The organism is uncultured Halopseudomonas sp., from assembly GCF_963977355.1.
Classification (GTDB): domain Bacteria; phylum Pseudomonadota; class Gammaproteobacteria; order Pseudomonadales; family Pseudomonadaceae; genus Halopseudomonas.
This window is the reverse complement of record NZ_CAXBOV010000029.1, coordinates 1-21115: the sequence shown is the minus strand read 5'-3', so window position 1 is coordinate 21115 and position 21115 is coordinate 1. Positions and strand designations below refer to the sequence as shown.

Annotated in this window: 16 protein-coding genes; 13 read left to right on the top strand and 3 right to left on the bottom strand. The window is 56.0% G+C overall.

All coding sequences use genetic code 11. The features are described 5' to 3' along the window. Nucleotides 1-204 precede the first annotated feature (204 nt). From AAC076_RS14865 to corA, 8 genes are all read left to right on the top strand, one after another. Nucleotides 205-2616, top strand: a complete 2412-nt coding sequence (locus AAC076_RS14865; RefSeq protein WP_339847121.1) for a DNA translocase FtsK 4TM domain-containing protein — start codon at nt 205-207, stop codon at nt 2614-2616. Between the two features lie 95 nt (nt 2617-2711). Then, nucleotides 2712-3293, top strand: coding sequence for an outer membrane lipoprotein chaperone LolA (lolA, locus tag AAC076_RS14860; protein WP_339847198.1), 582 nt, complete (start codon nt 2712-2714; stop codon nt 3291-3293). Continuing rightward, nucleotides 3277-4617: a replication-associated recombination protein A gene (locus tag AAC076_RS14855; RefSeq protein WP_339847119.1), complete on the top strand. Its 1341-nt coding sequence runs from the start codon at nt 3277-3279 to the stop codon at nt 4615-4617. The genes lolA and AAC076_RS14855 overlap by 17 nt, the downstream gene beginning before the upstream one ends. A 6-nt stretch (nt 4618-4623) precedes the next feature. Next, complete coding sequence (gene crcB / locus AAC076_RS14850; RefSeq protein ID WP_339847116.1) at nt 4624-4995, top strand: fluoride efflux transporter CrcB; 372 nt, start codon at nt 4624-4626, stop codon at nt 4993-4995. A 39-nt stretch (nt 4996-5034) separates the two neighbouring features. Beyond that, nucleotides 5035-6318, top strand: a complete 1284-nt coding sequence (gene serS / locus AAC076_RS14845) for a serine--tRNA ligase (protein WP_339847114.1) — start codon at nt 5035-5037, stop codon at nt 6316-6318. A 1-nt stretch (nt 6319) separates the two neighbouring features. After that, nucleotides 6320-7768 carry a siroheme synthase CysG gene (cysG, locus tag AAC076_RS14840; protein ID WP_339847111.1) on the top strand — a complete coding sequence of 483 codons (1449 nt, stop codon included), beginning with the start codon at nt 6320-6322 and terminating at the stop codon, nt 7766-7768. Between the two features lie 156 nt (nt 7769-7924). Beyond that, on the top strand, nt 7925-9739 hold the full coding sequence (locus AAC076_RS14835) for a diguanylate cyclase (protein ID WP_339847108.1): 1815 nt from the start codon (nt 7925-7927) through the stop codon (nt 9737-9739). Nucleotides 9740-9797: 58 nt separating this feature from the next. Beyond that, nucleotides 9798-10862, top strand: coding sequence for a magnesium/cobalt transporter CorA (gene corA, locus AAC076_RS14830; RefSeq protein ID WP_339847106.1), 1065 nt, complete (start codon nt 9798-9800; stop codon nt 10860-10862). Nucleotides 10863-10867: 5 nt separating this feature from the next. Here corA and AAC076_RS14825 read toward each other — a convergent pair whose 3' ends face one another. Continuing rightward, a complete protein-coding gene (locus AAC076_RS14825) occupies nt 10868-11662 on the bottom strand; it encodes an SDR family oxidoreductase (protein WP_339847103.1) in 795 nt (264 codons plus the stop codon). Between the two features lie 212 nt (nt 11663-11874). Beyond that, on the bottom strand, nt 11875-12903 hold the full coding sequence (locus tag AAC076_RS14820; RefSeq protein ID WP_339847100.1) for an alpha/beta hydrolase: 1029 nt from the start codon (nt 12901-12903) through the stop codon (nt 11875-11877). Between the two features lie 74 nt (nt 12904-12977). Here AAC076_RS14820 and AAC076_RS14815 point away from each other — a divergent pair, with 74 nt between their 5' ends. Next, nucleotides 12978-13511: a lipocalin family protein gene (locus tag AAC076_RS14815; protein WP_339847098.1), complete on the top strand. Its 534-nt coding sequence runs from the start codon at nt 12978-12980 to the stop codon at nt 13509-13511. Between the two features lie 3 nt (nt 13512-13514). Here the strand turns inward: AAC076_RS14815 and AAC076_RS14810 are convergent, their stop codons facing one another. After that, nucleotides 13515-14162 (bottom strand): TetR/AcrR family transcriptional regulator, encoded by a 648-nt coding sequence (locus AAC076_RS14810; protein WP_339847096.1) that lies wholly within the window; start codon nt 14160-14162, stop codon nt 13515-13517. A 162-nt stretch (nt 14163-14324) separates the two neighbouring features. On the opposite strand from AAC076_RS14810, the gene AAC076_RS14805 reads away from it, so the two are divergent. From AAC076_RS14805 to tssI, 4 genes are all read left to right on the top strand, one after another. Next, entirely contained in the window at nt 14325-15383 is a 1059-nt protein-coding gene (locus tag AAC076_RS14805; protein ID WP_339847095.1) for an efflux RND transporter periplasmic adaptor subunit, read from the top strand. Next, entirely contained in the window at nt 15380-18436 is a 3057-nt protein-coding gene (locus AAC076_RS14800; protein WP_339847094.1) for an efflux RND transporter permease subunit, read from the top strand. The genes AAC076_RS14805 and AAC076_RS14800 overlap by 4 nt, the downstream gene beginning before the upstream one ends. Before the next feature lie 120 nt (nt 18437-18556). Continuing rightward, nucleotides 18557-19726 (top strand): GGDEF domain-containing protein, encoded by a 1170-nt coding sequence (locus tag AAC076_RS14795; protein WP_339847092.1) that lies wholly within the window; start codon nt 18557-18559, stop codon nt 19724-19726. A gap of 263 nt (nt 19727-19989) precedes the next feature. Continuing rightward, nucleotides 19990-21115: type VI secretion system tip protein TssI/VgrG (gene tssI, locus AAC076_RS14790; RefSeq protein WP_339847090.1), on the top strand; the 1126-nt coding region annotated here is incomplete at its 3' end.

Genomic DNA, 21115 nt, shown 5'->3' with positions numbered 1-21115 from the left:
ATGTTTAAAGAGTTTATCAAGATAGTCATATAAGTTATTGTGATTAATAGATATAGTTTTATTGTGTGATCCAGTGCCGATCACCTTTGAGGTTCCAAGTTTATACTCGTTCCCGAAACTTGACTGCCGCGCGTCCAGGCAGTTGTGAATTCCCCGGCCGGACATCGTACAATGCCCGGCTAGACAACGATGGAAGCCAGTGTTTTGAAGGATACCAAAGCCCGCAAAGCCCCGCCTGTATGGCGTGAACAGCTGACACTGCGCCTTCGTGAGGGCGCGTTGTTGGCGATGATCGCCCTGTGCCTTTACCTGTGTATGGCATTGCTTAGCTATGACACCTCCGATCCTGGCTGGACCCGCAGCGGCGGTGCGGGTGAGGTAGGCAACGCGGGCGGCAGCATGGGAGCCTGGATCGCTGATGTATTGTTGCTCTCGCTGGGGTATCTGGCTTATCTGTTTCCGGTCATTGTGGCTGTAAAGGTCTGGCAGATGTTCCGTCGACGTCACCTGCCGTTTATCTGGAACGGTTGGCTGTTTTCCTGGCGTCTGATTGGTTTTGTTTTGACCTTGCTGGCTGGCACTGCGCTAGCGGCATTGCATGGCAGTGCGCCAGATAACTTCCCAAATATTGATGGTGGCGGCGGCGGCGGTGTTCTCGGGGAGCTTCTGTCGCAAATGGCCAAGCCGGTTCTGAACATGCAGGGCAGCACGCTGGTCTTTCTGACCCTTTTCCTGTTTGGCCTTACGGTATTTACCAACCTTTCCTGGTTCAGGGTCATGGAGCTGACTGGCAAGATCACTCTGGATCTGCTCGATTTGCTCAAGCGAGCCTGGCATAGCTGGCGGGCGCGCCGCGCCTCTGCTGAAGTAGAGCGTGATCTGCGTGCCGGTGCCGCTCCGCAGCCTGCAGCGCGCAGCGAACCGGTCTTCAGTCCGGCCGAGCAGCGTGAAGCGGAGGCCTCCCGAGCTCGCCGTCAGGAATCTCTGGCCAAGCATCAGGCCTCTCGCGACGGGCGTCAGCCGCCGGAGATTGTACCTCCGGATATCAAACCGGTGCAGTCCAGTGTGCGGCTCCAGAAGGAAAAGCAATCAACACTGTTCAACGATTCCATTGAGCCCGGGTCACTACCACCGATTTCGCTGCTCGATCCAGCCCTGAAAAAAACCAAAGGGTTTTCCGCCGAATCGCTGGAGGGCATGTCTCGGCTGCTCGAGCTGAAGCTCAAGGATTTCGGCGTGGAAGCCGAGGTAGAGAAAGTCCAACCCGGCCCGGTGATTACCCGGTTCGAGATCCAGCCGGCGGCAGGCGTCAAGGTCAGCAAGATCTCCAATCTGGCCAAGGATCTGGCGCGATCCCTTGCGGTTATAAGCGTGCGTGTAGTGGAGGTTATTCCCGGCAAGACCACAGTCGGTATTGAAATTCCTAACGAAGATCGCGAGATCGTGCGTTTGTCAGAGGTATTGCAGACCCGTGAGTTCGACGAGGCTACCTCGCCAGTGACCCTGGCCCTGGGCCACGATATTGGCGGTCACCCGGTGATGGCCGACCTCGCCAAGATGCCGCACCTGCTGGTAGCCGGCACCACCGGCTCAGGTAAGTCGGTGGGCGTTAACGCGATGCTGCTGAGTATCCTGTTCAAGGCGCCGCCAGAAGAAGTGCGGCTGATCATGATCGACCCGAAAATGCTCGAACTGTCGATCTACGAAGGTATTCCTCATCTGTTGGCTCCTGTGGTTACCGACATGAAGGAAGCCGCCAATGCTCTGCGCTGGTGTGTTGCCGAGATGGAGCGTCGCTACAAGCTGATGGCTGCCATGGGCGTGCGCAACCTGGCGGGTTACAACCGCAAGATCAAGGATGCACAGAAGGCCGGCACGCCGCTGACCGATCCATTGTTCCGCCGTGAGTCGATGGAAGATATCCCACCGGAACTCGAGACGCTGCCAGTGATAGTCGTGGTGATCGACGAGTTTGCTGACATGATGATGATCGTCGGTAAAAAGGTAGAGGAGCTGATCGCGCGTATAGCCCAGAAGGCTCGTGCCGCAGGTATTCACCTTATTCTCGCCACCCAGCGCCCCTCGGTCGATGTTATTACCGGCCTGATCAAGGCGAATATTCCGACCCGTATGGCGTTCCAGGTATCGAGTAAAATCGATTCGCGAACCATTCTGGATCAGGGTGGTGCGGAACAGTTGCTCGGTCACGGGGATATGCTCTATATGCCGCCGGGTACCAGCTTGCCGGTGCGTGTTCACGGTGCTTTTGTTTCAGACGAGGAGGTACACCGTCTGGTAGACGCCTGGAAGCAGCGGGGTGAACCCGATTATATTCAGGACATTCTTGACGGTGCTGATGACGGCGCTGGTGGTAGTTTTGATACTTCGGGCGGCATGGGCGGCGGTGACAGCGAGGAAGATGCGCTGTACGACGAAGCTGTCCGCTTTGTCACAGAAAGTCGTCGCGCCTCGATTTCTGCGGTACAGCGCAAGCTCAAGATTGGCTATAACCGCGCCGCACGCATGATTGAATCCATGGAAATGGCCGGAGTGGTAACATCGATGAACACCAATGGATCGCGCGAGGTGATTGCACCACCTCCGGTAAGAGATTGACGCGACCCTACATTACTCAGCGGAGAATACGCCTGACCATGATTAAAACCCTTTTTCGCTCAAGCCTGGCTGCCCTTTGTCTGATTGCTTTGCCAATGGCAGCGCATGCAGATGCAGAGGCTGTGGCCGCAGAGCGCCTGAATACTCTGCTGTCACGTGCCAATACCATGAGCGCCGACTTCTCGCAGATGACCTTGAGTTCCAACGGTGCCAATCTGCAGGAGGCCAGTGGCAGCCTCGTGCTGAAGCGCCCCGGCATGTTTCGGTGGCACACCGCTCCGCCGGCTGAGCAGTTGCTGGTCTCCGATGGAGAGCAGATATGGCTCTATGATCCGGACCTGGAGCAGGTAACCATCCAGAAAATGGACAAGCGCCTGACCCATACTCCGGCTTTATTGTTGTCTGGTGACGTCAGCAAGTTGCAGGAGAACTTCCTCATTACTGTGGTTGAAAGCGGCAATGTGTCTGAATTCCTGCTTACGCCCAAGGTAAACGACACCCTGTTCGACAACCTGCGCCTGTCGTTCCTGGACGGTAAGATCAACGATATGCAGTTGAGCGATGCGGTAGGCCAGCGCACCAACATTCTGTTCCATGACGTAAAGGTCAACGAATCCGTCCAGCAAAGCGATTTTTCCTTCGAAGTTCCACCGGGAGTCGATGTCATCAGTGAGTGAGGCAGGCCTCTTCCCTAATCGGGGAACGCACCAGCCGCTGGCAGCGCGTATGCGGCCAGCGACACTCGATGAATATACCGGCCAGGCTCATCTGCTCGGACCGGGTCGCCCGCTGCGCGTTGCATTGGAGCAGGGCGCATTGCACTCAATGATTTTCTGGGGTCCGCCGGGTGTGGGTAAAACCACCCTCGCGCGCTTGCTTGCGACACTGGCTGATACACATTTTGTCAGCATCTCGGCTGTGCTGGCGGGGGTCAAGGATATCCGCCAGGCAGTGGAGATGGCCCGCCAACAGGCATCTCAGAACGGCCGGCAGACCATTCTGTTTGTCGATGAGGTACACCGTTTCAACAAGTCTCAGCAGGACGCCTTTTTGCCCTACGTGGAAGACGGCACCCTGTTGTTTATCGGTGCGACAACTGAAAACCCTTCATTCGAACTGAATAACGCGCTGTTGTCACGTGCGCGGGTGTACGTACTCAAGTCCCTGGATGAACAGTCGCTGTCGATGCTGCTTGACCGGGCATTGGGCGATGGGGAACGAGGGCTTGGCCGTCATGCGTTGACAGTTGGTGACGAAGCGCGAGGCATACTGATCGGCGCGGCTGACGGTGACGCGCGCCGCTTGCTGAATCTCGTCGAGATAGCCGCTGACCTGGTAGAGGACGGAGGCACCATCGATACCGAACTGGTCGGGGATCTGCTTAACGATAACCGGCGCCGCTTTGACAAGGGCGGTGAGGCTTTTTATGACCAGATTTCGGCCCTTCACAAGTCAGTACGGGGCTCCGATCCTGACGCTTCCCTGTACTGGTTCGCGCGCATGATCGATGGCGGTGCTGACCCTCTGTTTGTGGCGCGCCGTGTGGTACGTATGGCTAGCGAAGATATCGGCAACGCGGATCCTCGGGCGCTGACCTTGGCGCTGAATGCCTGGGATGTGCAGGAGCGACTGGGCAGCCCTGAGGGTGAGTTGGCTGTGGCTCAGGCCGTGGTATACCTTGCGTGCGCACCCAAAAGCAACGCCGTATACAAGGCGTTCAATGCAGTGATGAAGGATGTTGCCAGTCAGCCGTCCTACGAACCGCCACTGCATCTGCGCAACGCGCCAACCAAACTGATGAAGGAGCTGGGCTATAGCGAAGGTTACCGCTACGCTCATAACGAACCGCAGGCCTATGCTGCAGGGGAAGATTATTTTCCTGAGGAGCTGGAGCCACGCCGCTACTATGAACCGGTTGATCGCGGTCTGGAGCTGAAGATCGGTCAGAAACTGGAGCATCTGCGTAGCCTGGATGCGGCCAGTGGGACCAAAAGGAGATAAGTGTCCATGGGTGGTAGTTTGCTTGCAATCGCTCTAGGCGGATCGCTCGGCGCATTGAGCCGTTATGGCATCGCACAGTGGATCATGCTGACCTGGCCCAAGGCATTCCCATTGGCAACCTTCGCCGTGAACCTGATTGGCTGTCTGATCATAGGTATACTCTACGGCTTGTGGACAAGTCGGCCGGAATTTTCGCCTTTATTGCGCCAGGGCCTGTTTATCGGTTTTCTGGGCGCCTTTACCACATTTTCCACGTTCTCCCTCGACGCCTTGCGGTTGATGGAGAGCGGAGAGAGCCTGATGGCTCTCGGATATATTCTGCTCAGCGTGTGCGTTTGTTTGATCGCCACCTGGGCCGGCCTGTCGCTGGTTCGTTAGCCAGCCGGGCTGCCACCCGCAACCATAAGATGATGACTCATGCTTGATCCGAAACTGGTCCGTAGCCAACCCCAACTGATCGCCGAACGTCTTGCCACTCGCGGCTTTGTTCTTGATGTTGCACAACTGGAAAGTCTGGAAGCGCGCCGCAAGACCGTTCAGACCCGCACCGAGACTCTCCAGGCCGAGCGTAACAGCCGTTCCAAGTCGATCGGACAGGCCAAGGCTCGGGGCGAAGATATTCAGCCGCTGCTGGCGGATGTCGAGCGCATGGGTACCGAGCTGAACGACGCCAAACAGGAACTCGACGAAATTCAGGTTGAATTGGACGCGCTGATGCTCAGCATGCCCAATTTGCCGGAAGAGTCTGTGCCGGTCGGCAAGGACGAGGATGACAACATCGAAATTCGCCAGTGGGGCACGCCCCGCGAGTTTGAGTTCGATCCACGCGACCACGTCTCCCTGGGCGAGCAGTACGGCTACCTGGACTTCGAAACTGCCGCCAAGCTCTCCGGCGCCCGTTTTGCGTTGATGCGTGGGCCAATAGCACGTCTGCACAGGGCCCTGGCCCAGTTCATGCTCGATGTGCACGTAAACGAACACGGCTATGAAGAGCTGTATACGCCCTATCTTGTTCAGGCGGATGCACTGCAGGGCACAGGCCAGCTGCCAAAGTTCGAGGCTGATCTGTTCCGTGTTCCCCGTGGTGATGACCAGCGAGACCTGTACCTGATACCCACCGCGGAGGTCACACTGACCAATACGGTCAGTCAGAGCATTATCGACGCTGACAAGCTACCTCTGCGCATGACTGCCCATACGCCTTGCTTTCGCAGTGAAGCCGGTTCTGCCGGCCGCGATACACGCGGCATGATTCGCCAGCACCAGTTCGATAAAGTCGAGATGGTCCAGATAGTGCGCCCGGCGGATTCTGCTGCCGCACTGGAAGAGCTCACTGGCCACGCTGAGAATATTCTCAAGTTGCTGGATCTGCCTTACCGCGTGCTGGCCCTGTGTACTGGCGACATGGGCTTTGGCGCGACCCGTACCTACGACCTCGAAGTCTGGATCCCCAGCCAGGGTAAGTACCGGGAAATTTCTTCCTGTTCCAGTTGCGGTGACTTCCAGGCGCGGCGTATGCAAGCGCGCTGGAGGAATCCTGAGACTGGTAAACCTGAGCTAGTGCATACACTCAACGGTTCCGGACTGGCGGTGGGTCGTACCCTGGTTGCGATTATCGAGAACTACCAGCAGGCCGATGGCAGCATTCTGATTCCTGAGGTGCTCCAGCCCTATATGCCCGGCATTGGACAGATCGGCTGATATGGAATATCTGCCACTCTTTCACAACCTGCAGGGCCGTCTGGTACTTGTAGTTGGCGGCGGCGAAATTGCGCTGCGTAAATCGCGACTGCTGACCGAATCGGGTGCCGTGCTGCGTGTTGTCGCTCCCGAGATCGAACAACAGCTCGCGGAGCTGGTGCTCGGCGGAGGCGGCGAATGTATCGAGCGTGGCTATCAGCCGACTGACATGGACGGCACGCAACTGGTTATTGCTGCGACGGATGACGAACCGCTCAATGCCCAGGTATCGGCGGACGCCCAGGCCCGATTTCTCCCGGTCAACGCGGTGGATGCGCCCGATCTATGCACCGTGATTTTTCCAGCCATTGTTGATCGCTCGCCACTGATCATTGCCATTTCCAGCGGCAGTCATGCTCCGGTACTGGCGCGCCTGACGCGGGCCCGTATTGAAACACTGTTTCCCCATACCTACGGCAAGCTGGCCCAATTGGCCAAACGTTTTCGTAGCCAGGTAAAGGCAGCGTTTCCGCAGATCAACCAGCGCCGCGTTTTCTGGGAGGACGTCTTCCAGGGAGATGTGGCCGAGCGTATTTTTGCCGGACAGGATGAGGCCGCGGAAAATCTGCTCGCCAGCCGTCTGGCGGATCAGGCAGGGCAGAGCTACCGCGGTGAAGTCTATCTGGTTGGCGCTGGCCCGGGCGATCCGGACTTGCTGACCTTCCGCGCTTTGCGCTTGATGCAACAGGCTGACGTGGTCCTGCATGACCGTCTGGTGCCAACCGCGATCATTGATCTTTGCCGACGTGACGCCGAGCGTATTTACGTGGGTAAGGCACGCTCCGAACATGCCGTTCCCCAGGAGCAAATCAATCAGTTGCTTGTGCGCCTGGCCCGTGAGGGAAAACGTGTTCTGCGGCTCAAAGGTGGGGATCCGTTCATTTTCGGACGCGGTGGGGAAGAGATCGAAGAGCTCGCTGCCCACGGCATACCCTTTCAGGTCGTGCCAGGCGTCACCGCCGCCAACGGGTGCTCGGCCTATGCCGGTATCCCGCTGACTCACCGTGATTACGCCCAGTCAGTACGCTTTGTGACCGGCCACCTGAAGGATGGCACCAGTAATCTTGCCTGGCAGGGGCTTGTGGCGCCAGGTCAGACGCTGGTGTTCTACATGGGTCTGGTCGGCTTGCCGGAAATATGCGCGCAGCTGATCAAGCATGGCCGGGGCGCAGATACCCCGATGGCTTTGGTGCAGCAGGGCACCACCGCTAATCAGAAGGTGTTGATCGGTACGTTGAGCACCATGCCTGGCCTGGTTGAGAACACAAAAATTACCCCACCAACGCTGCTTATTGTTGGCGAGGTGGTAAACCTTCATGACAAGCTGAAATGGTTCGCTCCTGATGCGGTGGAAACCGATACCAAGGGTGTATTGCGTTCTGGTCAGGATTCGGAGGGCAGCGTTTTATAGACTAAAGTATTAGGGAGACGCGAATAGCAAATTGCTATCATTCGCGTCGTCAATCGGGACCGCTGACTGAAAGCATGAAACGGAGTTCGCGTGCAGAGGAATGAGGTAGCTTGGTGCAGATTGATCCAGAATTTCCGACTGTTTTTTTTAATCGGAATGCTTTGCCTTGTATCCTTGTTTGCTCGAAATGCAATTGCCAACTCAGAACTGATTGTTGGTAATGAGCCTCGTTACTCCCTTTCCCGGCATTTTTCTGTCTTCAGGCATGCGGGCGAGGAAATGTCGCTGGAGGAGATGCACAGCAAGCAATTGCAGGGTGCCTTCAGTGAAGTTAAAGCTGATTCTACCTCGTCTACCAATTTTGGCCTGACTCGCGATCAGGTATGGTTATTTCAGAGCTTCACTACCGCTGAAGATATACCCGAACGCTGGTTCCTCGAAGTCGCCCACGCCTCGCTGGATAACGTCGACGTCTATGTTGCGGCGCAGGGCGCGTTATATAGTCGCCAGCATGCAGGTGACCAGATACCCTTTGCCCGCAAGCCTTTTGAGCATCGGCAACATCTGTTCGAACTAAGGCTCAATCCTGATACTCGCTACAATCTCTACATCCGAGTTGACTCATCCGGCACCTTGTCGGTCCCAGTCAATCTCTGGCAACCCGATGCGCTATGGGCAGATGACCAACACACCTACGCCTTTTTGAGTGCCTATTACGGATTGCTCGGCGGGTTGATGTTCTACAATCTTTTTCTTTTCTTTTCACTGCGCGACCGGCTTTATCTGATCTATGTGGCTTTTGTCGCTTTTCTTGCCGTGGGGCAGGCTAGCCTGGCCGGTCTGACGGGACAGTTCCTTTGGCCGAATAATGCGGTGCTCACGCATTTTTCGCCCACTGGAAGCGTAGCCTTGGCGGGCGTATTTGGGGCGATTTTCGTTCAGAGATTCCTCGCGCCCACACCGCGTACCCTGCGAATGCAATGGGTAATGCCGTTGCTCGGTATAGTGTTTGCGACCTGCTTTGTGATCACGCTGTTCTTCTCGTACTTCGCCGGCGCGGTGATCGTCAATATTACCTCTTTGCTTTTTGCCCTGAGCGCACTGGTCATGGGCGGGGTGAGTCTCTACCACGGTCAACCAGGCGCGCGTTTTTTCGTTCTGGCATGGGTATCTCTGCTGCTGAGCATCGTGGTCATTGCTCTGCATAATCTGGGCGTATTGCCCTCCAACGGCTTCACTTCAAACGCTCTGATGTTCGGCTCGGCGGCTGAAATGATTCTGCTATCGCTGGCCCTGGCCGACAGGATCAACAGCATGCAGAAAGCCCAGGACAGTGCTCAGCAAGATGCTTTGGCGGTCAATCGCAAAATGGTCGATGCCTTGCGGGAAAGTGAGCGGCAGCTCGAAAGTCGCGTGGCTGAGCGGACCGTTGAGCTCGAACAGGCCAACGAAGAGCTGACTCGCAACAAGGTATTGCTTGAAGAACAGGCCAACCATGATTCGTTGACGGGCCTGGCAAACCGCAAGTTACTTGGCGATCGCCTCAAGCAGGCACAGTTGCGTTCCCAACGAACCGGCCAGCAGTTTGCGTTGATGGTCGCTGATCTGGATAGGTTCAAACAGATCAACGATCGTTTTGGTCATATGGCTGGCGATCAGGTTCTGATCGAGGTTGCCCGGCGGCTGAAGACGCATTTGCGCGAGATCGACACTGTTGCCCGTGTCGGTGGTGACGAGTTCGTACTGCTGTTGGAGTCGGTGGGCAGCCGGGGAGCGATGCAGACGTTACAGCACAAATTGCTCAGTGAGGTGATCAAGCCAGTGCTGATAGACGGGCATGATGTTTCGGTAGGCATGAGTATCGGCATGGCGGTGTACCCTGATGATGCCACGAACGCGGAAAGTCTTTTTCAGCTCGCCGATAAGCAGATGTATTCTCTCAAGCCGGACGCCGCGTTGAACGCGGACTGATCCCCGCCCCGTGAGGCCAGCAAGGCTGCTCACATCAACCGACACAAAGGCGTATCCAATGGCGCGAAGGCTGGTAGTCAAACGCGGGAAAAAGCTCGGCGCAGCGCCAGGTACTCTGGTACATATCGGGAAGCACTCACAGTTCGAGCCCTCTATCTCCGTGGTTGTGTATGACGAGGATAATCTCCAGTCCATGGAGAAGGTCACACCGGTAGCATGTCGCGAATTTATTGGTCTTCCGGGCGTTAAATGGTTCGATATGAGCGGCGTGCACCAGGCTGTAACGGTGAAGGCCATGGGAGAGCTGCTGGATCTTCATCCGTTGGTACTTGAAGACATTCTCAATACTGACCAGCGGCCCAAGGTAGAAACCTACGACGGCTATCTCTACATCGTCCTGCGCATGCTCCGTTTCGATGAAACCAAACACGAGATCTATTCCGAGCAGATAAGCCTGATATTGGGCAAGGATTACGTGTTCTCGCTGCAGGAACTGCCCGATGACGTGTTTGACGGTGTGCGCGCACGGCTGCGCGAGGCACGGCGTATTCGCTTCATGCAGGCAGACTATCTGGCGTATGCCATTCTCGACTCAGTGGTCGACCACTACTTTGTTCTGCTGGAAAAACTGGGTGATGAAATCGAGGCCCTGGAAGACCAGTTGATCCTCGAGCCGCAACCTCAAACCTTGCAGCGCATTCATCATTTCAAACGAGAGATGTTGATGCTGCGCAAGGCCGTCTGGCCACTGAGAGAGGTGCTCAGCCAGCTATCACGGGACGCTCATCCATTGATCAGTGAGGAAACCCGGCTATTCATGCGCGACGTATATGATCACAGCGTGCACGTGCTCGATACCACCGACACTATTCGAGAACTGCTGGTCAGCATGCTTGATCTGTACATGTCGAGCATCAATAACCGGATGAACGAGGTGATGAAGGTGCTTACCATCATCGCCACCCTGTTCATGCCGTTGACCTTTATCGCTGGGGTCTACGGCATGAACTTCGATTACATGCCGGAACTCACATGGCGATGGGCGTATCCGGCAGTTTGGGTGGTGATGATCGGGGTTTCCGCGGGATTGCTAATGCTGTTCCGACGCAAGGGCTGGCTCTGAATCAATCAGGTCAGGGTGTCGACTATCCCGCCTTCAACGCGCATGGCGGCGCCTGTGGTAGCTGATGCCTGCTGCGAGCAGACATAGACCACCATATTGGCTACTTCCTCAGTAGTGGCCGCTCGCTGGATGATGGAGGAGGGGCGCTTGGCCTTGACGAACTGGCTTGCGGCTTCTTCGATGCTAATGCCCTGTTTTTTGGCAGACGGCTCGATCATCGCCATGACGCCTTCCGACAGAGTCGGCCCCGGCAATACTGCATTAACGGTTACGCCGGTGCCTGCCAGTCGCTTGGCCAGGCCACGTGAGACCGAGAGGTTGGCCGATTTGGTAAAGCCGTAATGGATCATTTCAGTCGGAATGTTGATACCGGATTCCGAGGACAGGAAAACAATCCGGCCCCATCCGTTGTCGACCATGCCTGGTGCGTAGGCTCTCGAGACTCGGACGCCGGAGAGTACATTCACGTTGAAAAATCGCTGCCAATCATCATCCGGGATATCGAAAAAATCCACCGCCTCGAAGATGCCCAGGTTGTTCACCAGAATATCTGCATGGGGCTCAGCATTGAGCAGTTTCTCAGTGCCGGATGCAGTGGCCAGATCTGCCGCCACGCCGCGGACATTGGCATCGGGGCAGGCTGCGCGTATCTCTTCTACTGCAGTATGTACGCGGCCCTCGGTGCGACCATTGACCACGACGCTGGCACCGGCTCGGGCCAGCCCATGGGCGATTGCCAGGCCTATGCCTGCGGTTGAGCCGGTTACGATGGCGGTTTTGCCTGTCAGATCAATCAGCATTGCTTGTGCTCCTTTAATGTTAACTATTGCTTTCGTTGATTAGCGTAGACCGCCATTCACGCAGAAAGCGCTCGGTGATGCACGTTAACCATTGACACAGCAGGTTACTGAGCCTGTTCCGAACCGCTGGGTGTTGAATAATGCATGGTCGTCGCTCCTGAGCTGATCTGACAGGGACAGGCCAGCTCACAGGTACTATTCGAGCCGGTTTGCTACAGGGCCTCAAGCCCCTTGAGCAATGCCTCATGAAAACGCTCCGGCTCCTGGATCTGTGGCGAGTGCCCCAGATCCGGAAACTCTACCAGCGTGGCATTCGGGATTGCCTGGGCAGCCTGCTCGCCGAGCAGGTCATAACGGCCCAGCGTTTTTTGCACAACCTTTGACGCCCGACCCTTGCCAATGGCTGTGTTGTCCTGCTCGCCAATGAGTAGCAGGGCAGGCACCTGTAGCTGCCCGAATTCGTGGACTACCGGTTGGGTAAACACCATGTCTGATGTCAGCGCCTGATTCCAGGCGACCAGCTCAGCGTCCTCACCGGCGTACATGCCGGCCAGCATGTGCACCCACCGGTCATATGCAGGCTCCCATGTATTCACGTAGTAGGTAGACTTCTGGTAGGCCTTGATACCTTCGGCGTTCTTGCGCAGCTCACCCTGATAGTTCTCATCGACTGTCTGATAGGGCACGCCAAGGGCTTTCCAGTCTTCAAGCCCAATCGGATTGACCATGACCAACTGTTCTGTCTGCTGTGGATACATCAGCGCATAACGGGTTGCCAGCATGCCTCCCATGGAATGGCCCATGACGGTTACGCTTTGGATATCGAGGTGGTCAAGCAGTGCATGCGTGTTGCTGGCCAATTGGTGAAAACTGAACTGGTAGAGCTCAGGTTTCGATGACTTGCAGAACCCTATCTGATCAGGGGCAATCACCCGGTAACCGGCACCTAGCAGCTCGGCAATAGTGGCTTCCCAGGTGCCTGCGCAGAAGTTCTTGCCATGCATCAGTACCAGGGTCCTGCCGTTGGCCATTTCTGCAACAGGTTGCACGTCCAGATAGGCCATTTCCAGGTCCTGCTGCTGCGAGCTGAATAAGAAGCGGTCAACCGGATAGGCGTATTCGAATCCAGACAGTTGGGCGTCATAAGTCTGTATATCTGTTGCCGCCTGCGCGGTTGCAGCATTCAGGGCGATCAATACGCCGACACTACAAATACATCGAGCTAGAAAACCATTCAACATTGCTACACTCCTTACAGGCCAGCCCGCATCGGCCAGGTCTTTTGCAGGTACAAAACTAACGACAGCATAGGTGAATGATGAATTTGCGACAGTCTCTGACTCTTTTTTTTACCGTATTACTGGTTGGCTGCGTCAAGTTGCCAGAACGTGTCGAGCCGGTCACCGGCTTCGAACCTGAGCGCTATCTGGGTACCTGGTACGAAATTGCGAGACTCGATCATTCGTTCGAGGAAGGCCTGAGCCAGGTAACAGCTGAGTACAGCATGCGCGACGATGGTGGCATTCGCGTTCTCAATCGTGGTTACTCGGCGGAAGAGGGCGAGTGGCAGGAGGCGGAGGGCAAGGCCTATTTTGTCGAGGATGAGAACACGGGTTACCTCAAGGTATCCTTTTTTGGGCCTTTCTATGGCGCTTACGGAATCTTCGAGCTGGACAAGGAGGACTACAGCTACTCATGGGTGTCCGGTCCAGACACGGGCTATTTATGGTTGCTCGCGCGCACACCGCAGGTAAGTGATGAGATCAAGCAACGATTCGTCCAGCGTACCAGTGAGCTGGGTTTCAATACCGATGAGTTGATCTGGGTCGAGCAGCCAGCTGACGACTGAAACTCAACCCTGTTGCATATCTGCCTTGAGGGCGGTCAGCAGCAAATTCACGGCCGACTCGACTCGAAAGCGCAACTCATCTGCATCAGGGGTGGGACAGCCGTTCATCAGCAGGCCGTGTACCAGACTACCTTTCCACATGCCGCACAGTTGCTCGGCGGTGTGCATGGGATCATCAACACGGATTTGCCCGCGCTCTGCCGCGCTTTGCAGACACATTGCAGCGCGCGCGACAAAAGCACGCGGGCCATCCCGATAGATGAGCTCGCCATGCTCCCGGTGGCGAGCGCCATGGGTAATGATTGTGCGCATAATGCGTACGCCCTGGTCGCTGGTAATAAAAGCCAGTAACTGGATACCCAATGCAATAAGTTGCTCACGTAGATCATCAATGGTGTTGACGGGTGCTGGCCCCAGCCCTGCCATTTCCTGATGCTGACGTTCGAGTACTGCGCTCAACAACGCTTCTGCGTTGTCGAAACGTCGATAAATGGTGCCCTTCGATACGCCGGCCCGCCTGGCTATACCCTCAATGGTGAAGTGCATGTCGCCGTCAGCAAAACAGTCGAGCACCGCATCAAGAATGCGATTCAGCTTTTCAGCGTCCACCGGCCGTCCGGGACTGGCGGACTGCAGATCTTTATCACGCATTTACTTTTTTCTCTCCGTGGGGCTCGTCGATGATAGCGCTATACATTCTGTCGTAATCGTCTGCGACACTCGTCACAAGATTAACGCAATACAAGCATTTACGGAACGATGGCGTTCTGTAATTATACGCTTACATAAATTGACTTCTAAGGTCACAAGGCTATGCGTGCGCTTCTGCTTTCATTTCTGACAATAATACTGCTCACAGGTTGCGGGGCTGAGCAGGAAAGCGAGACAGCAGCATCAGTAGTAAAGGTTCGCACGGCCGAGATTCAAAGCGCAGAGGAGCAACATTGGACGCTTAGCGGTACAGTTCAGTCGCGACGAGATGCCACACTGGCCTTTCAGGTTTCCGGACAGATAAGCGAGCGCCTGGCCCAGGCTGGTGAACAGGTGAAGGCGGGCGATGTGCTGATGCGTCTTGACCCCCGCGACATCCGTCAGCAGTTGGCTGCAGCTCAGGCCAACGTGGCCGCGGCCCGCGCACAGGCGGAAAACGCCGAAGCCAATCGTGACCGTCTTGCATCGTTGAATCAGCAGGGCCTGGTGCCCGCTCAGTCATTTGAAGATGCCCGGGCTCAGGCTCGTGCCGCACGCCAGAGCGCCAAAGCCGCTGAGGCTGCCTTGGCTCAGGCCAGCAGCGCAAACGAGTACGGCGAGTTGAAAGCACCTGCTGACGGCGTATTACTGGAAGTCAGCGGTGAGGTAGGGCAGGTGGTGACGTCCGGGATGGCGGTGGCAACACTGGCTTATGACGGCCCCCGGGATATTGAGGTATTCGTACCCGAGCGCCGCCGTGCGGAACTGCCGCAACAGGCTCGGGTGCAGTTGTATGGCAGCAACCTGGAAGCTGAGACAAAGCTTCGCGAGGTTGCTGGCTCGGCCGATCCACAATCGCGCAGCTGGCGTACCCGCTACAGCATTGAGGACACACCCGCCAAATGGCCGTTGGGCAGCAGCGCCACGCTGATACTGCCAACCACTCCCAACGGTGAGACCTCAGCTCTGCAACGCGTTCCTGTTGGTGCTCTGATTGACCACGGTGCAGGAATGGGCGTCTGGGTTCTGGAAAACGAAACAGTGTTATGGCGGGCGATTGAGCTGGTGCGCATGGATACAGAGCACGCATATATTCACAGTGATTTGCCGGCTGGAACCCGGATTATTGCTTTGGGTGCCCACTTGTTGGAGCCAAACCAGAAGGTCGAGGCTCTGCCATGAGTCCGGATCCACTGCGTTTCAATCTTTCCGCGATCGCTGTGCGTGAACGTTCAGTAACGCTGTTCTTTCTGCTGCTTATTGCCATCGCCGGGGTTTATGCATTCCTTGCCCTGGGACGGGCTGAAGACCCAGCGTTTTCTGTTCGCGCCATGGTTGTATCTGCCACCTGGCCTGGCGCAACCGCTGAGCAGATACGCGACCAGGTAGCTGACCCCCTGGAAAAGCGTATACAGGAAGTCGAGTGGTTCGAAAAAATCCAGACCACAGCCCGGCCCGGACGGGTCGACATGCTGGTTACTTTTCAGGACTTCACTCCATCAGAGGAGCTGCCTGAAGTTTTTTATCAGGTACGCAAGCGCATGCAGGATGAGGCGCGCGTGCTGCCCCCCGGTGTCCAGGGCCCGTTCGTCAACGATGATTTTTCCGATGTGTATTTTTCACTTTATGCCTTGACTGCCCCGGGACTACCGCAGCGGCAACTGGTGCAGGAGGCCGAACGGCTTCGCGATATATTCAATCGGATCGAGGGTGTACAGAAAGTACGCTTGATCGGTGAGCAACAGCAACGGGTTTATGTCGACCTTGATGCCTACCGCATGGCGCAACTGGGTATCAATGCGCAGCAGATAGGTCAGGCACTGGACGCTTACAACCGACTCATGCCCGCTGGCCTGATCGAGACCGAAGGTACCCGTCTTTACTGGCGGATCGATGCTGACCTGGCCGATCTGAGTGCCATAGAGGATGTTCCACTAAGACTGGGTGACCGTTTGATTCGACTGGGCGATGTAGCCACCGTCACCCGTGGCTATGAAGACCCACCCAGCTATCTGGTGCGGGTTTTTGGCGAAGATGCGCTGATGCTCGGTGTTGTGCTTAACAAGGGCGAAGACGGCCTGGAGATTGGGAACCGGTTGGCAACAAAATTCACAGACCTTTCAGCCCAGATGCCCCTGGGCATGGAACTGCGTCAGGTGACCAACCAGAGTGATGCTATCAGTCGAGCGGTGGAGCTTTTCCAGATCAAGTTCCTGATAGCCGTACTGGTAGTCATGGTGGTCAGCTTCCTCAGCCTCGGACTGCGGCCTGGACTGGTAGTCGGCATCGCCGTCCCGCTTACCCTGGGGCTTACCTTCCTGTTAATGCTGATTCGCGGTATGAACCTGGATCGAATTACCCTGGGTGCGCTGATCATCGCGCTGGGGTTGTTGGTGGATGACGCCATTATCGCGATCGAAATGATGCTGGTGAAGATGGAGGAGGGCTGGGAAAAGACACGTGCAGCAGCCCATGCATGGACAGCCACGGCTGCACCTATGTTGTCGGGCACACTGGTCACTGCAATCGGTTTTGTTCCGATTGGCTTCGCCCGCTCGGGCGTAGGTGAATATACCGGAAACATCTTCTGGGTACTGGCCTTCGCCTTGCTTGCCTCCTGGCTGGTAGCGGTAGTATTCACGCCCTTTCTGGGCGTCATGTTGCTCAAGCCAAGCAGCAAACCAACACAGAGTCACACCGCGCATTACCAGACCCGAGGCTATCAGCGCTTTCGTAATCTGATAGCGAGTTGTGTGCGCTATCGCAAGACTATTGTGGCCAGCACGGTAGCCCTCTTCGTACTCTCCCTGGTGGGGATGAGTACCTTGGTACAAAAACAGTTTTTCCCGTCTTCCGATCGCCCTGAAGTGCTGATCGAAGTCTTCATGCCCGAGGGCACCAGCATTACCGCCACCGACGAGGTCGTCCAGCGTCTTGAGGGCATACTCGCCGGCCACGATGATGTGCGTTCGCTTGCAGCTTATGTGGGGGCGGGGGCACCACGCTTCTTTATTTCGCTTAATCCGGAATTACCCAGCCCGGCCTTTGCCAAGGTAATTGCCATTGCCGAAGACGATGAGGGTCGCAACCGCATAATCGAAGACATGCAGGCGCGAGTCGCCGCGGGAGAGTTCCCCGAGGCGCGGGTGCGCGTGCATCAACTGGTATTTGGTCCGCCGGTTGCCTGGCCGGTCAGTTTCCGGATCATGGGCCCTGATCCAGATGTGTTACGTGCAACGGCTAATGATGTGCGCGAGCTGATGGCCGCCCACCCCAAAATTATCAATGCGAATCTGGACTGGGGCGACCGAGTTGCGGCAGCCCGACTACGTCTGGACAACGAACGCTTGCTGGCGATCGGGTTGACGCCGCTGGAACTGGCTCAGCAACTGCAGGTGCAGTGGGGTGGTCAGCCGGTTACCGTTCTGCGCGAGAACACGCGCAGCGTACAATTGGTGGTAAGGGGTGCGCCGGAAGGTCTGGACAATTTTGCCGACTTACCGCTGCGTACCGCCGATGGCCGCACCATTACCTTGCAGCAGGCAGGCCTGATCGAATTTGTCAGTGAAGAGCCGGTGCTCAAGTACTACAACCGCGAGCCCTACATCATGGTGCAGGCCGATGTTCATGACGCTCAGCCACCTGATGTGACCATGGATCTATGGGGCCAGCTCGAAACCTTGCGCGGCGACTTGCCGCCGGATTACCACATGGAAATAAGTGGCGCTGTTGAGCAGTCAGCCAAGGGTCAGGACTCGATCCGCAAGGTACAGCCGATCATGCTGGGATTGATGATGATCGTCATCATGCTACAGATGCGCAGCTTCTCCGGCACCTTCATGGTGCTGGCAACCGCGCCACTGGGCGTTATCGGGGCCACACTTGCTCTGTTGATAGGTAACCAACCCTTTGGCTTTGTCGCTTTGCTGGGGTTGATCGGGCTGGCGGGTATTCTGATGCGCAACACCCTGATTCTGACCAAGCAGATAGACGATAACCTGGTTGCGGGCATGGACCAGTTCAGCTCAGTGGTAGAGGCTACGGTACAGCGCACACGCCCCGTACTTCTGACAGCGCTGGCGGCAGTATTCGCTTTCGTGCCGCTGACCTTCGATGCTTTCTGGGGACCGCTGGCCTACGTGCTGATTGGTGGAACTCTGGTGGGTACTCTGATTACCTTGATGTTCCTGCCTGCGTTGTATGCACTCTGGTTCAGGATAAGACTTCCAGCTTGATACGACAGCGCCATGCCTCTCATTTCAGGCATGGCGCATCGATGCTGGTCAATCCACCTGGTTCACATTACCCTGTCTGCTATAAGAATATTAAAAGCATAGCTTTCAGGAAGTAGTCATATGCTTGATATCAACACGCTTATGGTAGTTCTGGCAGTGACTACCATCGTATCGGTCATGGGATTACTGGCCGCAAGTATACTCAATCGCCAGGTTCGCGCCATCCGTTACTGGACCGCCGGCCTCGCTGTTTTTATTTTTGGCCTCGTATGTCAGGTCGCCAGCCCACCTGTACCTCTCTGGATCAGCGCAGTTGTCATTACCCAGGCCTATTTTGTGATCCTCTGGGGCACCCTCTGTTATCGCAAACCGGAGCAAAAGGGATTTATCCCGATTATGCTCGGGCTCCTGGCGGTACAGATGAGTGTTTTTGTTCTGCTTCAGGATTCACTGCGCTTCAGTATCATGTTCCACAGCGCAATCGTCGTTATCGTCTGTGTGATAAATATTCTGGAACTATGGCTGATTGGTTCCCTTCGCCGTGCTGTGGTTGCGGTCTGGGCGCTGATATGGGGTATGCATTCTCTTATTTATGCCCGCCGTTTTTTCCTTTATCTCACGGAGGAGGCTTATATCAATGCTACGGACTTCCAGATGGCTGTCAGCGTAGAGGCGATCAACTATCTTGAAGGCGTCGCCTTTATTTATGGCTTCTCCTTGATGTGCGTAGTTCTGACCACCGTGAGCCTGCAGGATGAATTGAGGCACCTGGCCAGCCGGGATCCTCTGACCAATCTCTTCAACAGGCGAGCTTTTGAAGAAACAGCCTTGAAAGCGATGGGGCTCTCGCGCCTGACCAGTCAGCCCGTTTCACTTATGCTGATGGATCTCGACCGATTCAAGGCGATCAACGATGACCACGGTCATAAAGCCGGAGACCAAGTGCTGCTGGCTTTTGCAGGGCACCTCGATGACCACTCCAGACTGGCAGACCTGACCTGTCGGTTCGGTGGAGAAGAGTTCCTGATTTTGTTACCGGACACAAGCTTGGCTGAAGCGCAGACCATCGCTGAACGGCTACGCAGTTCCTGGCAGGAAAAGACCATTTCCATAGAGAAAGTTGGCGTTCAAGTTACCGTATCTATCGGAGTGGCTGAGCTTGAGCAGGATCAGGATGAAAGCCTCTTTGACCTGATAGATCGTGCCGATCAGGCTTTGTATCAGGCAAAGACGCAGGGCCGGAACCGGGTCGTGGGCTGGGAAACAGGCCCTCGACTTTCGCAATCATAGGGACTGTCTTTGCTCCGCATGATTTTACGTAATTCTTGATCAACGCCTGATCTATACACTGGCATTTCAGCGCCCTTGTTTCCCGCTCAATGCAATCATTTGCGCAACTTGTTGCGCACTCCCTGGTGCTCTAAATCAGACATTCCAACTCGATCGGTCATTAACCCAAACTCCTTTTGGGTTTTGCCGACCACCTCACATTTTCCCCATATCCAATCTGTAATAATGCGCCCGCTCTACATACCAAGTACAAGGAACATCGGATGTTCGCCCCCGCCAATACGGCTGTCTTTATGCTGGATATTCCCGGCATGGACATACCCGGCATTGCCCATGACTTCAAGGTGCTGTCCTTCACCGGCTCCGAAGCCATCAGTCGGCCCTATCGCTTCCAGCTGGAACTGGTCAGCGAATGTCCTGATCTGGATATCGAAGCCCTATTGCAGCAACCTGCCTTCTTCACTTTCGCTGGTCAGGGCAAGGGAATTCATGGATTGATTCACCGCGTCGCCCAGGGTGATGCGGGCAAGCGGCTGACGCGTTACCACATCGACCTGGTGCCGCACCTGTTTTATCTGGGCCACCGCACCAACCAGCGCATCTTTCAGCACCTGACCGTACCCGAAATCATCATCCGGATTCTGAATGACCACGGAATTCAGGCTGACGCGTTCCGCTTTCAACTCAACAGCGAGTATCCGCAGCGGATCTATTGCACCCAATACAATGAAACGGATCTGCACTTCATCCAGCGCCTGTGTGAAGAAGAAGGCATTCACTACCACTTCGAACATCGCACTGATAATCATCTACTGGTGTTGGGCGACGACCAGACCGGTTTCCCGAAGCTCGACAGACCCACGGCTTACGTCCAGGACAGCGGTCTGGTAGCAGATGAGCCAGTGATCAAGCGCTTCGCCATGCGCATCGAAACTCGTCCCAGTCGTGTCACGCGCCGGGACTACGATTTCGAGAAGCCGCATCTGTTGATGGAAGCTGCGCACAAAACCGAGCAACCCGCGGAAGGTCACGAGCAACCCATACCGCTGCCCGACCTGGAAGACTACGACTACCCTGGCCGCTTTACTGAGCGCACCCGGGGCAAGCAACTGGCCAAGCGCAGCCTGGAACGCCACCGCAGCGACTACCGGCTAGCCGAGGGCAAGAGCGACGTACCCAATCTGATTAGCGGCCACTTTCTGACCCTGTCAGAGCATCCGCGAATTGAATGGAACGACTTGTGGTTGGTAGTCAGCATTCAGCACGAAGGCAAACAGCCCCAGGTACTGGAAGAGTCAGTCACTAGCGACGTGAAAGAAAGTGACGGCTTCACACAGGGCTACCGAAACCAATTCACCGTTGCACCCTGGGAGGTTCACTACCGTCCGC

Excerpts from the sequence above, each read along its gene's own strand:
- lolA (WP_339847198.1), top strand. The coding sequence starts at position 2,712 with ATGGCAGCGCATGCAGATGCAGAGGCTGTGGCCGCAGAGCGCCTGAAT.
- AAC076_RS14855 (WP_339847119.1), top strand. The coding sequence starts at position 3,277 with ATGTCATCAGTGAGTGAGGCAGGCCTCTTCCCTAATCGGGGAACGCAC.
- crcB (WP_339847116.1), top strand. The coding sequence starts at position 4,624 with ATGGGTGGTAGTTTGCTTGCAATCGCTCTAGGCGGATCGCTCGGCGCA.
- serS (WP_339847114.1), top strand. The coding sequence starts at position 5,035 with ATGCTTGATCCGAAACTGGTCCGTAGCCAACCCCAACTGATCGCCGAA.
- cysG (WP_339847111.1), top strand. The coding sequence starts at position 6,320 with ATGGAATATCTGCCACTCTTTCACAACCTGCAGGGCCGTCTGGTACTT.
- AAC076_RS14835 (WP_339847108.1), top strand. The coding sequence starts at position 7,925 with ATGCTTTGCCTTGTATCCTTGTTTGCTCGAAATGCAATTGCCAACTCA.
- corA (WP_339847106.1), top strand. The coding sequence starts at position 9,798 with ATGGCGCGAAGGCTGGTAGTCAAACGCGGGAAAAAGCTCGGCGCAGCG.
- AAC076_RS14825 (WP_339847103.1), bottom strand. The coding sequence starts at position 11,662 with ATGCTGATTGATCTGACAGGCAAAACCGCCATCGTAACCGGCTCAACC.
- AAC076_RS14820 (WP_339847100.1), bottom strand. The coding sequence starts at position 12,903 with ATGTTGAATGGTTTTCTAGCTCGATGTATTTGTAGTGTCGGCGTATTG.
- AAC076_RS14815 (WP_339847098.1), top strand. The coding sequence starts at position 12,978 with ATGATGAATTTGCGACAGTCTCTGACTCTTTTTTTTACCGTATTACTG.
- AAC076_RS14810 (WP_339847096.1), bottom strand. The coding sequence starts at position 14,162 with ATGCGTGATAAAGATCTGCAGTCCGCCAGTCCCGGACGGCCGGTGGAC.
- AAC076_RS14805 (WP_339847095.1), top strand. The coding sequence starts at position 14,325 with ATGCGTGCGCTTCTGCTTTCATTTCTGACAATAATACTGCTCACAGGT.
- AAC076_RS14800 (WP_339847094.1), top strand. The coding sequence starts at position 15,380 with ATGAGTCCGGATCCACTGCGTTTCAATCTTTCCGCGATCGCTGTGCGT.
- AAC076_RS14795 (WP_339847092.1), top strand. The coding sequence starts at position 18,557 with ATGCTTGATATCAACACGCTTATGGTAGTTCTGGCAGTGACTACCATC.